Genomic DNA, 15,799 nt, shown 5'->3' with positions numbered 1-15,799 from the left:
CTCCTGGCGGGGCACGGTGAGGACAACGTCATATCCGGCTAACTGACGTGTAATGACGGCGCACCCTGGGCCGGGCACTGTGGAATCCATGGTCACCACGGTGAAGACACTCTGCGCGTACTGCGGCGTGGGATGCGGCATGGTGCTCGAGATCGGCGGCCGAACCGCGTCCTCCGATGCGACCCCGACCAGGCCAGTCGTGACCAAATCCGTCGGCGACAAGTCCCACCCGGCCAACTTCGGCCGACTGTGCACCAAAGGGACCACCACCGCGGACATGCTCGCGGGGCCCGGGCGGCTCGAGAAGGCCCAGATTCGCCATCGCCGCGGCGAGCAACCGGAGAGCACGGACACCGCGGTGGCGATCCACGACACCGCTCGGCGGCTGCGCACCATCATCGACGAACACGGGCCCGATGCACTCGCGTTGTACGTGTCGGGGCAGATGTCGATCGAGGCCCAGTACCTGTCCAACAAACTGGCCAAGGGGTTCATCGGCACCAACCAGATCGAATCCAATTCCCGACTCTGCATGGCGAGCGCAGGAACCGGATACAAGCAATCACTGGGAGCCGACGGCCCGCCCGGGTCGTACCAGGACTTCGACCACGCCGACGTGTTCTTCGTCATCGGCTCCAACATGGCAGACTGTCACCCCATTCTGTTCCTGCGGATGATGGACCGCGTCAAGGCAGGGGCGAAGCTGATCGTCGTCGATCCCCGTCGCACCGCCACAGCGGACAAGGCCCACCTGCATCTGCAACTCGAGCCGGGGTCGGACCTGGCGCTGCTCAACGGTCTGCTGGCGCTCATTGCGGAGAACGGCGACCTCGACACCGAGTTCATCGCGGAGTTCACCGACGGCTGGGACGCGATGCCGGAGTTCCTCGGCGACTACACCCCGGAGAAGGTCTGCGCCGCAACCGGTCTCGACGAGAAGGACCTACGAGCCGCGGCCGCGATGATCGGCGGTGCAGAGAACTGGATGAGCTGCTGGACGATGGGTCTGAACCAGTCGACGCACGGAACGTGGAACACCAATGCGCTGTGCAACCTCCATCTGGCGACCGGTGCCATCTGCAAGACCGGCAGCGGCCCGTTCTCCCTGACCGGGCAACCGAACGCCATGGGTGGTCGGGAAATGGGATACATGGGCCCCGGGCTGCCGGGACAACGAGCGGTGGTCAACGACGCCGACCGCGCATTCGTCGAGGATCGATGGGGCGTTCCGCGCGGAACGCTGCGCACCGACGTCGGCGGCGGAACCATCGAGATGTTCTCCAAGCTCGCTGCCGGGGAGATCAAGGCCTGCTGGATCATCTGCACCAATCCGGTTGCCTCGGTGGCCAACAGAACGACGGTGATCGACGGTCTCGAGCGCGCCGAGTTGGTCATCACTCAGGATGCGTTCGCCGATACCGAAACCAACGACTACGCCGACGTGATGCTGCCCGCCGCGTTGTGGACGGAAGCGCACGGAGTGATGGTCAATTCCGAACGCAATCTCACGCTGTTCCAACCGGTGCTCGAGGCACCGGGCGGTGCACTACCGGACTGGAAGATCATCGCCGACATGGCGTGCGCGCTCGGATATGCAGATGCCTTCACCTATGCGAGCGCCGAGGAGGTGTTCGAGGAGATCAAGCAGTTCTGGAATCCGAACACCGGCTACGACATTCGCGGAGTCACCTACGAACGGTTGCGCGAGAGTCCCATCCAGTGGCCGTGCCCGCCCGACGCGACCACCACCCGGCATCCGATCCGATACCTCAACGACGGAGTCAGCCAACGGCAACGAGTGTCCGACGACGGTTCGATCCCCGCACTGTCCTTCCCCACTCCGAGCGGTCGGGCCCAGTTCTTCGCCAGGCCTGCGATGGCACCCGCGGAGATGCCCGACGACGACTACCCGTTCGTGCTCAACACCGGACGCCTGCCACACCAGTGGCACACCATGACCAAGACCGGCAAGGTCGCCAAGCTGAACAAACTCGATTCCGGCCCGTTCGTCGAGGTACACCCACTCGACGCCGACCGGCTCGGCGTGATCGACGGCGACAGTGTCGAGGTCGCGTCCCGCCGAGGCCGAGCCGTCCTTCCTGCCGTCGTCACCGATCGAGTGCTCCCGGGCAGCTGCTTCGCGCCCTTCCACTGGAACGAAAAATTCGGTGAGTACCTCGCCATCAATGCCGTCACCAACGACGCCATCGATCCGTATTCTCAGCAGCCCGAGTTCAAGGCGTGCGCGGTCACTCTCACCAGAGTTGCTGCAGCCCAATCACCCTCACCCGTGGGCGACGAACCTTCCCACGATCCCGTCGAGGCGCTCGCCACGATCGTCGGTCTCCCTGCGCGTCCTTCTCAGCCGCTGACGACCGTCGAACAGCGTTATATCGCAGGGCTTCTCGAAGGTCTGGGCAGTGAGGCCGGCCGAAGCGCCGCCGGAACGCCCACTCTGCCGTCGCGCACTCCCCTGTCCCCCGAGACCCACGCATGGCTCGACGGCGTTCTCGCGGGCCTGTTCTCGCGTGGACCCGCCACCGGCGGTGCTGGTGCCGATGTACCGGCCGAGACCGCCGATCCGGGGCGACGGCCGGTGCTGTTGCTCTGGGCCTCGCAAACCGGCACCGCCGAGGAGTACGCCCAGGCCTGCCTGTCCCACCTGCGGGGAGCAGGCGTGTCGATCGCAGAGCACTCGATGGAGACGTTCACCGTCGATTCTCTGCCCGCCGAGGCCGATGTGCTGATCGTCAGCAGTACCACCGGTGACGGCGAAGCACCCGACAACGGAACGACGTTCTGGGACAGTCTCGTCGCCGAGCCCGCCACGGAGCTTCCGGGAATCCGTTATGCGGTACTCGCTTTCGGCGACTCCAGCTACGCAGACTTCTGCGGCCACGGACGCAGGATCGACGAGCGCCTCACCGAGTTGGGTGCCCGGCGACTTCTCGAGCGGGTCGACTGCGAGCCCGACTACGAGAACGAGGCGGCGGCGTGGCTCGATGCGGTGGTCGAGAGGCTTCGACGCGATGACGACACCACCACCGAAGCAGCGGTGGAGTCCCCTGCACGCACCGTTCCGCAGACCCGAGCGGAGCCGGAACAGTACAGCAAGAAGTCACCGCTGGTGACGACTCTCGTACGTAATCGAGTACTGACCGCACGCGGATCCGTCAAGGACGTCCGCCAATTCGGATTCCATGTACCCGACGGGACTCTCGAGTACGAGGTCGGTGACGCACTCGGAGTGTGGCCGCGCAACAGCGATGCCTACGTCGACGAGTGGCTCGAGGCCACCGGACTGGACCGGGACACCGCTGTCGATCTCGCTGGACACGGTTCGATGTCGCTGCGCACAGCGCTGAGCCGCCACCTCGAAATTGCTCGTGCAACACCGGATCTCCTGAAGTTCGTCCACCGACGGACTGCGGACGACGATCTCGAGTCGATGCTGCACCCCGACAACAAGCATGCGCTGTCCGACTGGATGTGGGGTCGTCAGTCGATCGACGTGCTTGCTGCCCATCCGGTTCGAGCTTCGGTGGACGACTGGTTGGCAGTTCTCAAACCGTTGCAGCCACGGCTGTACTCGATTTCGTCGAGTCCGAAGGAGAACCCCAACGAAGTACAGGTGACCGTCTCGGCGGTGCGGTACAACGTGCACGGAGTTCCCCGGCGCGGCGTGTGCTCGACCTACCTGGCCGACCATGCGTCGAATCACGACGTGGGAATCTTCGTGCAGAAGTCGTCGCATTTCAAGCCGCCGGAGGACCCGACAACCCCGATGATCATGGTCGGCCCGGGTACCGGTGTCGCCCCCTTCCGCGCCTTCCTGCACGAGCGTCGCGCGCTCGGGCACACCGGCCACAACTGGCTGTTCTTCGGTGAACAGCACGCCGACACGGACTTCTACTATCGCGACGAACTGACGGCGATGCTCGGCGACGGTTCGCTGAACCGCCTGGACGTCGCATTCTCACGCGATCAGAAGGACAAGGTCTACGTCCAGGATCGGATGCGTGAACACGGGGCCGAGTTGTGGAACTGGATTCACCGCGGTGCCCACTTCTACGTGTGCGGCGACGCGTCCCGAATGGCCAAGGACGTCGACGCCGCGCTGAAGGGCGTGGTGGCGCAGCACGGCAAACTCGCGCCGAGCAGTGCCGAGGCCTACGTCAAAGCTCTTGCCGCAGAGAAGCGATACGTCCGCGACGTCTACTGAGTCGGTGGAACCGAGACGAAACGTGCCATCGGTCGATCAACGGCCGGAATGCTCCGCGGCGTAGGCGTCGACGCGTCCGTAGGCGATCTTGGGCGACCAGTCTCTGTGCACCAAGCCGAAGTTCTGTTCGGTGTCGGCGGTGTCGGAACCGGCGTCCCGGAGGCTGTAGACATAGGCCGGCCCCAGCCAGTCGTTACCGAGAACCGCGTCGAGGACAATCCCGATGCTGTCCGCCTGCGCCTGCTCGCTGACACTGTTGGGATTGGTGCCGGTGGGGGCTCCGAACTCGGTGATCCAGATCTGTTTGCCGCTGTCACCGCCGGCGATCATCGTGTCGCGCATGGACCACATCTTCATGGCGGTTTATTGTTTTCGGCGGAATCCATCACGCCCGGCACAAGGGGCCTACCGACCGGCTTCTGTTTATCGCGCAGATACTTGCACCGACTGACAGACCGCCCCACCGCGCGTATTCGGTTAGGAAATCGAACGAAGCCGACCCCCGGCCCCGACGGCTGTGTTTCAATCGGGGCCCGATGGGAACGATGGGGGCTGATATGACTCGCGCCGTGACGAGATCCAACGAGCATTATCAATGGTGTATCGGCGTGATGACCAGCCTCGCGTTGACCACCTCCGTCAAACGCATCGTCTCTGCTGCAGCCCTGGCCATGGCTGTGGTCGTGACCCTCGAGCTCGCATTCGGCTACGGAGCCACGACGGCGATCCCGTCGATCGTGCAGTGGACGTGCATGATCGCCGCGTACATCATGGGCGCGTTCTGGTGGTTCGGTCCATGGCCGACGCTCGGGCAAGCGTTCGCTTTCGTCGTCATCGCCAACTTCGCAATTTTCGGTGCCACAATCACGGCAGATTTCGCACCCGAGGTCACGCTCGGCAAATGCGCGTTCCTCATCCCGATCGGCATGCTGGTCGGCTTCTTCTTCGACAAGTGGCGGCTGGCCACCCACATCGCTCTCTGCCTGCTCGGCACCACGGTCGTCGCGGTCTACATCGTCGTCGAGCGCGGTGTGGATACGTTCGTGGCAGTGGTTCTGTGGGCTCCGATCGTCATCTCCTTCACCGGCTTCGCCCTGCTGCTGCAGGCAACCACCCAATCCATGCGTCTGGAGTTCGAGTAACCGACATGCGAACCTTCTCCCTCCCCCACACCGGGACCGAAGTCTCGAGCATCGTGCTGGGGTTCATGCGCATCACCGATCTGGATGACGACCGAATCAGGAGATTGGTGGCCACCGCGCTCGATGTGGGCGTGACGGTGTTCGACCACGCCGACATCTACGGCGGGTCACCGCACACGTGCGAGAAACGATTCGGCGATGCGGTGACGTTGACCCCGTCGCAGCGCGAGCGCATCAGCATTCAGAGCAAGGTGGGTATTCGCGAGGGCTGGTTCGACTTCTCCAGGGATCACATCGTCACCACGGTCGAGGCGTCACTCGAAGCCCTCGGCGTCGATCACCTGGACACCCTTCTGTTGCATCGCCCGGACACCCTCGTCGAGCCGGAGGAGGTCGCAGCAGCGTTCGACCACCTGCACGCGTCGGGCAAGGTCCTCGGCTTCGGCGTCTCCAATCACACGCCCGGCCAGATCGAGTTGCTGAAAACTGCAGTGAATCAACCGATTCTGTTCGATCAAATACAGCTGAGCATCGTGCACTCGCCGTTGATCGCGGCGGGCCTGACCGCCAACATGAGCACCGAGGACCAGTCGATCGACCGCGACAACGGTCTACTGGACTACGCGAGAACGCGCGGCATCACCCTGCAGGCGTGGTCTCCGTTCCAGAGCGGGACGCCGTCCGGCGTGTTCGTGGGCGACCGCGAGAACTACCCGGATCTGAACGTGGCATTGGACGAGATCGCCGACGTCTACGGGTCGACGCCGTCGGCGGTGGCAACGGCCTGGATCACCAGGCACCCGGCCGATATCCAGGTCGTGCTCGGAACCACGAATCCCGATCGAGTCGTCGAAGCCGCCGCCGGTTCGGACCTACGCCTGACCAGGCAGGAGTGGTACCGCCTGTTCCGGACGGCAGGCCACACATTGCCCTGAACGAGGCTCAGCGGCGTCACATCTGCCGTTACCTTTTCGTTACCGACTAGCTATCGGTCCGTGATGATCAGGCCTCGGTTCGGTGACGTTGCGCTGTCAGGATTACCGCACGGCATGCACCGGAACCTGTAGCCCTCGGGTTCCACCCCGTGCACGTCGGTCGTTAGGCCATCCGAACTGAGAGGTTCGCACCGTGACTGTCACCGACCACTTCGATTCTCGCCTCGCACCCGTCGAACGCGGCAATGCTAGTCACTCCATCCGCACCGAGTTCTACTCCCCTCGCCTGACTGTCGTCCGCGCGACGGGCGATGTCGATCTGCGGGCTCGTACCGATCTGGCACAGGCGCTCGACGACGCTCTGCGCGGCGAAACGGTTGTGCTGCTGGACTTGTCTGCGGTCACCTTCATGTACTCGGGGTCTGCGTGCGTGGTCCTCGACGCTGTCGCCCGCAGCGCTGGCCGCCTCGAGGTCTTTGCTCCGACGCGGCCCGCGCGCATCGTTCTCGACGCACTGGGCGCGGCGACGATCGGGGCGGATCCGCGCGCTGCCTGACCGGTGGAGGTTTGCGGTCCGGCCGATTCGGCAAACCCGAGGAGGACAGCGACTCCGGACGGCACATGTGCCGCGAGTCGTCTCCACGGAATCGAAGCGGCTCGTTCGACTTGCCGCGTGGAGCATTTCACGCACACCGAGGCAAGGATCGACAATGTCCGACCAGTTCAGCAAATCCGACCCGACCAGCGCGTTTCCGATGCCCGATCGGGCCGAACAGAGTCGTCTCGAGCATCCCGGTCTGACCCGCGACATGGTCACCGCTCCCGATCACGGCGAGGATTCCTACCGTGGATCGGATCGCCTGCACGGCCGTAAAGCATTGATCACCGGCGGCGACTCGGGTATTGGCCGTGCCGTTGCACTGGCATTCGCGCGCGAGGGTGCCGATGTCGTCATTGCACACCTCGAATCCGAAGGTCCGGACGCGCAGACCACTGTCGACCTGATCGAGGGATCAGGCAGCGCAGGTAGAGCCATCGCCTGTGATCTCACCGACGAGTTGCAGTGCGTGCAATTGGTCGACACCGCGTCCGAGGTTCTCGGCGGGCTCGACATCGTCGTCAACAATGCCGCGTTTCAGATGGCGCAGATGGGCGGGATCGCAGACATCACCACCGAGCAGTTCGATCGCGTACTCAAGACCAACTTGTACGCCCTGTTCTGGATCTCGAAACGCGCCGCCGAAATCATGGACGCGGGTTCCACCATCATCAACACCACCTCGATCCAGGCATCGAATCCCTCTCCCGAGTTGATGGACTACGCCACCACCAAGGCTGGAATCGTGGCGTTCACCAAGGGTCTCGCCGGTGATCTCGCCGAACGCGGAATTCGCGTCAATGCCGTTGCACCCGGGCCTATTTGGACGCCGCTGATCCCGGCCACGATGCCGTCGGAGAAGTACGAGAAGTTCGGCGAGACCGTCCCGCTGGGACGACCGGGTCAACCCGCAGAGCTGGCACCGGCATATGTCTTCCTGGCATCGAACGAGTCGAGCTACATCACCGGCGAGACCATCGCGGTCACCGGCGGCACGCCGTTCAACTGATCTTGTCGCCCTCTGCGGTGTCGCGCCACGCAAGCAGCACACCGTTTCCCTCCGGTCGTCGCCACGGTAGGAACAATGCGACGGCAAGCGCACATGCCACAGCGGCACCGACGGTCACGAACGACGCGAGCTGAAAGCCCTCCAGCGAGGCCGCTTTCATCGCGTGGATCAGCTCGGCCTTCTGCGTCGCGAAGATCGGGTTGGTGGGCGCTTTCACGATTTCGATGACGCTGACGACCGTTTCGCGAGCGAACGCCTTCTGGTAAGGCTCCATGATCGCGTCGGGTATCGCGTCGATCTTCGGACTCACCTGTGAGGTGTAGATCGACGCGACGATCGATCCGAGCACGGCAACTCCGAGCGTTCCACCGACCTCTCGGGTGGTGTCGTTCACCGCGGAGCCCGCACCTGCTTCGTCGAGCGTCACCGAGGACATGATCGACTCGGTGGCAGGGCCCTGCACGATCGCCAAGCCGAGGCCCATCAGCACCATCGAGACGAGAACCGGCCCCAGATAGGGCGTTTGGACCTCCACCTGACCGGCGACGAACATCCCGATGCTCATCACCATCAGCCCGAAAACGATCACCGCCGTGGTTCCGATGCGTTGCGCAATGATGGTCGCCAGCGGCGCGCCGATGGCGATGGATACTGCGAAGGGCAGTGAGTGAACGCCGAACTGCAGTGGGGTCAGCTCCACCACACCCTGGAAGTACTGGGTGATCATGAACAGGAAGCCGAACATGCCGAAGTACGCCACGGCAATGGCCAAGGCGGGCAGTGAGAATCGTCGATTCCGGAACAGGTTCAAGTCCAGTACCGGAGACGGCGTCCGCAGCTCCCACCAGACGAACGCGACGATGGCTGCCGATCCTGCCAGGTAGGCTCCGATGCTCGTTGCAGACAACCAACCATTGTGTGGCGCTTCGATGATCGCCCAGACCAGCACGGTGATGCCGGCCAACGACAGCGCGATACCCAGGGGGTCGTACTTGCCGACGTGCTCTGCTCTGGATTCCGGTACGCAGGCCAGCGCGGCCACCAGAACGAGCAGTGCCACAGGAACATTGATCCAGAACACCGAGTGCCACGAGAAGTGCTCGAGCAGAAACCCACCGGCAGTCGGGCCGATTGCGATGGCGAACCCGGCCATCGCCGTCCAGGCCGCGATGGCCAGTGCGCGCTCCTTGGCATCGGTGAAGATGTTGATGATCAGGGCAAGGGTCGCCGGAAACACTGCGGCCGCACAGACTCCCATGGCCGCGCGCGCCGCGATCACCTGTCCCAGATCGGCGGCGACAGCGCCGCCGATCGACATCACAGCGATGCCCGCCAGTCCGAAAATCATGACCTTCTTGCGGCCGTAGCGATCGCCGAGATGACCGAACGCCAACAGCAGTCCGGCGAACGTCAGTGTGTATGCGTCGACCACCCACTGCAGGCCGCTCAAGTCGGCACGTAGCTGCAGTCCCATCGAAGGCAGCGCGACGTTGACGACGGTGTTGTCCAAAACGACGAGCAGCTCGGCTGCGCAGATCACGATCAGCGCGAGGTATCGCCGACGGAACTGCGGCAAGTTCACCGGTTGACTGGAGGTGGTGGGTGACGACATCGGAATCCCTTCGACTATGACGGTCGGCATAGTTCCTGAAGGGAAGTTAGCTGTAACTGATAGTTATAGCAACATCGCCCGGCTCTTTCTGGTCGACGTCAGCGGCCCGCCGAAGCCTCCAGAACCGCCTCGAGCAGGGCCGACAACTCCCCCTCGGTCCGATCCAGAGCCGTGGTCGAGCGCTGCGCCTTGGCCATGATCAGCGCACCTTCGATGGCGGCGATCGCGAATGTTGCCAACGTGTACGACCGCTCGCGAGTCAATCCGCGCTGCCACAGGGATGCCGCTATGACGTCCTCCCAGGACGAGAAGGACTCACCTGCCGCGGCCACCGCCTGCGGCGCATGCAGCCCCTCGAGCGCGGCCGGCGCGACAGGGCAGCCCGCCACGAAATCCGTGGCCAGCAGTTCGCTGCGGAATCCCTCGAGAATGGCCCGTACGGTCGCCGACGGACCGGCCGACGCCAGGCCGGCCGAGATCATCGCGCTCATCTCGGCTCCCGCAGTACGCGTCGCCTCTTCCACCAGCTGAGGCTTGCCGCGGGGAAAGTGGTGATAGATCGAGCCGCGGGGAGCGCCCGCGTGATCGATGACGTCGGCCAGCGAGGTGGCGTCGACGCCGCGTCGACGAAACAGCTGGGCAGCGCTGCGCAGCATGTCGTCCCGAGCACTGCTTCGATTCGTCATCCGAACCCCTCCCGTGGACGCCACAATGATTGACGTGACGTTTCGTTACACCTACAGTCGCTCTGTAGCTATGTTGTCCATCATAGCTGGAACCGCAGTCCCGGAACCGGAGCAACGCATGTCCCCTGACACCGACGTGATCGACCTGAGCAGCCCGCTCACCCTTGCCTGCGGGCAGATCCTGCCGAATCGCGTGATGAAGGCAGCGCTCAGCGAAGGACTGTCCACCGCCGAGCACGGCCCGGACTCCCGCCTCGAAACGCTGTACCGCCAGTGGGGCGCGGGCGGCTACGGCCTGGTGGTGACCGGCAACGTGATGGTCGATCGGTCCCATCTCGGCGAACCGGGCAATGTCGTCATCGAGGACGACCGAGACCGTGATGCGCTGGCCCGCTGGGCGAAAGCGACGTCCGACGGCGGTGCCCCCATCTGGATGCAGCTCAATCACCCCGGTCGGCAGGCCAACCCGATCGTCACTCGCACCAAGCCCGTTGCACCCTCCGCCATCGCCCCCAACATCCCGGGCATTCCGGCACCGCGGGCGTTGAGCGAGAACGAGATTCACGACATCATCGGCCGATTCGCCACCGCGGCGGCCGTGGCCGAGACGGCCGGTTTCGACGGCGTCCAGATCCACGGCGCGCACGGCTACCTGGTGTCGCAGTTCCTCTCCCCTCTGTCGAACAGGCGCGACGACGCCTGGGGCGGCGACCTCGACGGACGCATGCGGTTCGTGATCGAAGTCGTCCGCGCAATCAGAGCGGCGGTGTCGCCGAGTTTCGCGGTGGGAATCAAGCTGAACTCGGCGGACTTCCAACGCGGCGGCTTCAGCGAGGAAGAATCGCGCATCACCGTCGAGCATCTCGTTCGGGAATCGATAGATCTGATCGAAATCAGCGGTGGCAGTTACGAATCACCCGCAATGATGGGCACCGCGAGCACGCGCGATCGGGAGGCGTACTTCCTGGAGTACGCGCGGACGGTGCGCGACGCGGCCGGAACAGTGCCATTGGCGGTCACCGGCGGCTTCCGTACCCGCTCGGTCATGAGCGCGGCAGTGCAATCGGGTGAGTGCGACATGGTTGGTCTCGGCCGTCCGACTGCCCTCGCCCCGGCCGTCGCGACATCACTGGTCGACGGCACAGTGGATCGGGTCGAATCGCCGCGCGTGGCTCTGCGCGTCCCGTCGAAGTCCAGCGCGTTCAAGCAGATCAACGGCGCTCTCGATCTGCAGTGGCACACCGACCAATTGCAGCTCATCGGCGCTGGGCAACAGCCGAATTCGAGCCGTCCGGCATGGAAGACTGCGGCCACGATGCTGCAGCGCAACGGCTGGGACGCGTTCCGTAATCGTCGAGGCTCCGCTCGGGTGGACACCTCTGCTGCCGTGACGAAGTTCCGCCGCGAGCGCTTGATCGGGAAGTATGTCGCCAATCCCATCGTGAACGGATTGACGTCGCTGGGAGTGACGACCTCCCTGGTGACCGACCTCGAGACCGTAGGACGCAAGACCGGGCTCGCCCGTCGCGTGCCGGTGTCGGCGACATTCGACGATTCCGGTGCGTGGCTGGTGTCGCAGCACGGCACCAGGTCCGGTTGGGGCGCAAACATCACCGACGAGCCCAGAATCCGAATTCGCGTGGGCAACCGATGGCGCACCGGCACAGCCACATTCGTTCCCGATGACGATGTCGTCGTCAGAGCGCGGTCGTTCTCCGGCAATCCCGTCCTCGGACGCATCATCGGAGCCGGCTTCCGAGCTTTCCAGACCGATCCGATCTCGGTCCGCATCGAGTTCGACGACTGACCGGTTCTTCACTTCCGACTTAGGTTTGCTTTACTTAACTAGTGAAGACTCTCCCCCTCGCGCCCGTTACCGTTGCCGCATTTGTTGCCGTATCGCTGATCACGTCGTGCAGTTCCGCTGCCGAACCGGCGGACGACGCGGCAGGCCGACCGGTCACCACACAGTTCGGGACGATCGTGGTGCCGGAACGGATCGACTCGGTGGTCGTGATCGACGGCCGACGCGATCTCGACATCGCGCTGGCCTTCGACCTCCCCATAGTCGGGATGCCGGTGGAAACCGAGGCTCCGCCGGAGATGGCCGGGCCGCTGACCGAACCGACTCGGATGCTGCTCGCCGACGGCGTGCCGGAGCTGTATCCCCGCAACACGGTCGACCTCGAGGCGGTCGCGCGAGTCGCGCCGGATCTGATCATCGGGCGCGACGAAGTGGTCGAGAAGATATACGGCCGGCTCAGCGACATCGCACCGGTGCTGCCGGTGGGGTCCACCGGCAGCGGTGTCAGCTGGCAACAGGACGTGACCACGGTAGGTGATGCACTGAACCTGCAGGACCGAGCGGCAACGATCGTGGCCGAGTACGACTCTCGCGTCGACGAGCTCATCGTGCGGCATGCCGACGCGATCGCGAACACCGCGGTTCTGCCGATCAGTACGTCCGAGGAAGGTGGAATTTCGGTGGGCAGGCAACGAGTGCCGTCCATCGTGCTCGAAGACGTGGGAGCCCGGTTCGCCTCCGCTTGGAACGACGCCGATCCCGAAATCGAGTACGGCCCCGAGAACGTCACTGCCGCATCCGACGCGGTGGCCATGATTGCCGCCATCACGTCCGAGCAGGATCTGCAGGCGATGAACGCCAACCTGCTCTGGACCGGATTGCCGGCGGTGCGCACCGACCGCATCGTCCGGACCGACAAGTTCACCAACGACGGCGGCCCGCTGACCGCGCTGTGGACCCTCGACCTGGTGGAGAAGCTCTACGCCACGAGCTGACCGAGATGCATAATCGGTCGATGGCACCGACCCCAACAGGCACGTTGCGCAGCACCGACACCGGCGTCGCTCTCGAGCTGACCAGAACCATCTCGGCTCCGCGTGAGGACGTGTGGGCACGCCTCACCGAATCGTCCCGGACGGCACAGTGGTTCGGTCCGTGGGAGCGGATCTCGCACAACATCATTCGCGTCACAATGGCATTCGAGGAGGGTGCGCCGGCGTCGAACATGATCATCGACGCGTGTGAGCCGCCGGGCCTCCTGGCGGTGCGGATGACCGGCGAAGTCGAATGGCCACTCGAGGTCCGTCTGACCGAGACAGGCCCTGCGACCGTTCTCGTGCTTGTGCACAGCTGCACGAGCACGGACGGTCTGGGCGACATCGGACCGGGGTGGGAGTACTACCTGGACATGTTCATCGCCGCCGGAAACGCCGACCCGCACCCGAGTTTCGACGACTACTACCCATCACAGCAGGAGTACTACTCATCTCTTCGCCCGCGGTGAATCAGTGCTTGCGTAGCGCGTCGATCAGCTCTTCCTTGTTCAGCTTGGAATAGCCTTCGAGACCTAATTCCTTGGCTCGCTCGGTCAATTCGTCGACCGTCCAGTCCTCGTAGGATCCGGATTCTCCACCCTTCCTACCGATCTGATCTCGCCCCTTCTTCGCGGCGGCGTTCGAGATCCGGGCGGCCTTCTCCTTCGAGTTGCCCTCCTCGCGGAGCTTGTCGTACAGGCCCTGGTCCTTCAGCTGTGGTTGGTCTTCGGTGTCGCTCTTCTTCGCCGGCATGGGAACTTCCTTTCATTGGGTCGTGTCGAAGCGCTACCCGGTCTACACGGCGACAAACCTCGCTCGACGTCGCGGATCGGGTGTGTGTTTCGAGTTCCATCGGGTAAGCGATCGGGATGCATTCGGATCGACCGCAATCGGCAAGCCGAGACACCACCGGCAACGACGACACCACCGACGCAAACGACGCGCCGCTCTCGGTGGGGGTGGTCAGCGACGATGGCTTCGCGGCGACGGTGGCGTCTGACATCGTCGCCAAGTTGCCCGATCACGCGAGGATCGACGGGCAGCGGCGAGAGATCCGCGTGTCCCGAGCATCGGTGCCACTCCCGCCCACCGCGACCGGTGCGGCCCCGCTGGGACAGTGGCTCGCGTCGGTGAAGGCCGACGCCGACTACGACATCGTGTTGTGTGTGTCGGAGGTTCCTCGCCGTCTCGGGTCGCGTCCGGTGATCGCCGAGACCCGTGACGGTACGACCGGCGCGCTGTACGTGCCCTCCTTCGGAACGCTGGCAGTTCGACGACGTGCCGTCTCGGCTGCACTGGCCGTGTTGCACGAGTTGATCGAAGCCGACGATTCGTCTCGACCACCGCGGAGGTACTTCGAGTCTCGCTGGGTTTCCAGTGACTCCGAGGAGGGCGACGAGGTGCTGCTGACGTCGAGCATCTTCGGTCGAATCAGGTTGGTGTCGGGAATGATTCGATGCAATCGTCCGTGGCGATTGGTTCCGACGTTGTCGAGCGCACTCGCTGCCGCGAGCGCCGCGTCCGCCTTCGGCGTGTTCTATGCCAGCATCTGGCAGATGGCAGCGTCGATGAGCCTCGGCCGACTGGCCATGATCGGGCTCACCGCAGTGATCGCCATGACCGTCTGGGTCATCTTTCCCAACGGCCTGTGGGAGAGGCGATCGTTCCGAAGTTCCACGATCGACCGCTGGATGTACAACGCAGCCACCGTCGGAACCGTTCTGACCGGCGCTCTCTGTATGTACGCGCTGTTGTTCGCCGTGGTGCTGGGCTCGGCGGCGGTCGTGATCTCACCGGAATTCCTGGCAATGCAGATCGGTCGTACCGCGACTCTGGGCGACTACTTTTCTCTCGCGTGGCTCGCTGCGTCGCTGGGCACGGTGGCCGGTGCAGTCGGGTCGTCGGTGGCAGATCGCGAGGACATTCTCGGTGCCACCTACGGTCATCGCGAGTTGATTCGTCGTCGGTCGGCCACCTCCTCGTCCTGAAAATCGCCACGTGGTTCGCGTTGTGAGCTAGAACAAGAAAAACTGGGTACGTTCGGGATATGCCATACCTGGATCGTGTTGACGGTGTATTCGTGCTCAACCTCGGCAATCGAGGTGTGGACGACAGCGAAAATCGCATGAGCCCCGACTGGGTTGCCGAGATCAATGCACTGCTCGACGAGGTGGAGTCCTCCTCCGGCCCGGCCGCCCTGGTCACGACGGCAACCGGCAAGTTCTTCTCCACCGGCGTGGATCTGTCGTGGGGTGCCGACAACCTCGATCAGATCAATCGGTTCATCGGCACCGTGCAGGAGATGCTGGTGCGCTTCCTGACGTTCCCGATGCAGACCGTCGCCGCTATGCAGGGTCACACCTACGGCGGTGCCGCGTTCTTCGTGATGGCACACGACCACCGCATCATGCGTTCCGATCGAGGCTTCCTGTGCTTCCCCGGCGTCAACATCGGTGCGACCTACAGCCCCGGAACCGTCGACATGGTGCGGGCGAGGTTGGCTCCGCACGCCTTTCACGAGGCGCTGACCACCGGACGCCGCTACGGCGGTGGCGACGCCATGGCGCTCGGTCTGGTCGACGCCGTCTCGACGCAGGAGCGTGTGCGCGACGACGCCATCGCCCGCGCAGCCGCGTTGGCCAGCACCCGCGGTGAGGTACTGGGCGAGATCAAACGCACCATGTACGCCGGTGAGGTCCGTTCCCTGCTGACGCCTGTCGCAGGCGTCGACGAAATGGAATGGGTCTCGAACTAGGC

At 64.1% G+C, this 15,799-nt stretch carries 14 protein-coding genes; 10 read left to right on the top strand and 4 right to left on the bottom strand.

Translation table 11 applies throughout. From position 1 onward, the window contains the following. Positions 1 to 88 precede the first annotated feature (88 nt). The gene (locus tag CH291_RS19075; protein ID WP_094688534.1) at positions 89 to 4,222 is read left to right on the top strand and encodes a bifunctional nitrate reductase/sulfite reductase flavoprotein subunit alpha; all 4,134 of its coding nucleotides are present in this window, start codon (positions 89 to 91) and stop codon (positions 4,220 to 4,222) included. A gap of 36 nt (positions 4,223 to 4,258) precedes the next feature. Here CH291_RS19075 and CH291_RS19070 read toward each other — a convergent pair whose 3' ends face one another. Next, positions 4,259 to 4,579, bottom strand: a complete 321-nt coding sequence (locus CH291_RS19070; RefSeq protein ID WP_179276610.1) for a hypothetical protein — start codon at positions 4,577 to 4,579, stop codon at positions 4,259 to 4,261. Between the two features lie 254 nt (positions 4,580 to 4,833). Between CH291_RS19070 and CH291_RS19065 the strand changes: the two genes are divergently transcribed. From CH291_RS19065 to CH291_RS19050, 4 genes are all read left to right on the top strand, one after another. Next, positions 4,834 to 5,364: a giguanylate cyclase gene (locus tag CH291_RS19065; RefSeq protein WP_256980911.1), complete on the top strand. Its 531-nt coding sequence runs from the start codon at positions 4,834 to 4,836 to the stop codon at positions 5,362 to 5,364. A gap of 5 nt (positions 5,365 to 5,369) precedes the next feature. Continuing rightward, positions 5,370 to 6,299 (top strand): aldo/keto reductase, encoded by a 930-nt coding sequence (locus CH291_RS19060; RefSeq protein ID WP_068049985.1) that lies wholly within the window; start codon positions 5,370 to 5,372, stop codon positions 6,297 to 6,299. 193 nt (positions 6,300 to 6,492) lie between these two features. Then, on the top strand, positions 6,493 to 6,855 hold the full coding sequence (locus CH291_RS19055; RefSeq protein ID WP_094688381.1) for an STAS domain-containing protein: 363 nt from the start codon (positions 6,493 to 6,495) through the stop codon (positions 6,853 to 6,855). Positions 6,856 to 7,009: 154 nt separating this feature from the next. Further along, on the top strand, positions 7,010 to 7,906 hold the full coding sequence (locus CH291_RS19050; protein WP_094640359.1) for a glucose 1-dehydrogenase: 897 nt from the start codon (positions 7,010 to 7,012) through the stop codon (positions 7,904 to 7,906). Here the strand turns inward: CH291_RS19050 and CH291_RS19045 are convergent. Both CH291_RS19045 and CH291_RS19040 read right to left on the bottom strand, forming a co-directional pair. Further along, positions 7,899 to 9,518 (bottom strand): MFS transporter, encoded by a 1,620-nt coding sequence (locus CH291_RS19045; protein ID WP_094688380.1) that lies wholly within the window; start codon positions 9,516 to 9,518, stop codon positions 7,899 to 7,901. The two genes, CH291_RS19050 and CH291_RS19045, sit on opposite strands and share 8 nt — an antisense overlap. 98 nt (positions 9,519 to 9,616) lie before the next feature. After that, entirely contained in the window at positions 9,617 to 10,204 is a 588-nt protein-coding gene (locus CH291_RS19040; protein WP_256980910.1) for a TetR/AcrR family transcriptional regulator, read from the bottom strand. 118 nt (positions 10,205 to 10,322) lie between these two features. On the opposite strand from CH291_RS19040, the gene CH291_RS19035 reads away from it, so the two are divergent. Genes CH291_RS19035 through CH291_RS19025 form a run of 3 tightly spaced genes read left to right on the top strand, consistent with a single transcriptional unit; the run spans position 10,323 to position 13,512 of the window. Next, complete coding sequence (locus tag CH291_RS19035) at positions 10,323 to 12,011, top strand: nitroreductase family deazaflavin-dependent oxidoreductase (RefSeq protein WP_094688533.1); 1,689 nt, start codon at positions 10,323 to 10,325, stop codon at positions 12,009 to 12,011. 41 nt (positions 12,012 to 12,052) lie between these two features. Continuing rightward, on the top strand, positions 12,053 to 13,003 hold the full coding sequence (locus CH291_RS19030; RefSeq protein ID WP_256980909.1) for an ABC transporter substrate-binding protein: 951 nt from the start codon (positions 12,053 to 12,055) through the stop codon (positions 13,001 to 13,003). Positions 13,004 to 13,023: 20 nt separating this feature from the next. Further along, positions 13,024 to 13,512, top strand: a complete 489-nt coding sequence (locus tag CH291_RS19025) for an SRPBCC domain-containing protein (protein ID WP_094688378.1) — start codon at positions 13,024 to 13,026, stop codon at positions 13,510 to 13,512. A gap of 1 nt (position 13,513) precedes the next feature. Here CH291_RS19025 and CH291_RS19020 read toward each other — a convergent pair whose 3' ends face one another. After that, the gene (locus CH291_RS19020; protein WP_068049973.1) at positions 13,514 to 13,795 is read right to left on the bottom strand and encodes a Rho termination factor N-terminal domain-containing protein; all 282 of its coding nucleotides are present in this window, start codon (positions 13,793 to 13,795) and stop codon (positions 13,514 to 13,516) included. Between the two features lie 116 nt (positions 13,796 to 13,911). On the opposite strand from CH291_RS19020, the gene CH291_RS19015 reads away from it, so the two are divergent. Next, positions 13,912 to 15,030 (top strand): hypothetical protein, encoded by a 1,119-nt coding sequence (locus tag CH291_RS19015; RefSeq protein WP_256980908.1) that lies wholly within the window; start codon positions 13,912 to 13,914, stop codon positions 15,028 to 15,030. Positions 15,031 to 15,167: 137 nt separating this feature from the next. Next, positions 15,168 to 15,797 carry an enoyl-CoA hydratase/isomerase family protein gene (locus tag CH291_RS19010; RefSeq protein WP_256980907.1) on the top strand — a complete coding sequence of 210 codons (630 nt, stop codon included), beginning with the start codon at positions 15,168 to 15,170 and terminating at the stop codon, positions 15,795 to 15,797. Positions 15,798 to 15,799 lie beyond the last annotated feature (2 nt).

The sequence above is a fragment of the Rhodococcus sp. 14-1411-2a genome (genome assembly GCF_002259485.1).
Lineage (GTDB): Bacteria > Actinomycetota > Actinomycetes > Mycobacteriales > Mycobacteriaceae > Rhodococcoides.
This window is presented reverse-complemented; position numbering and strand designations above follow the sequence as displayed.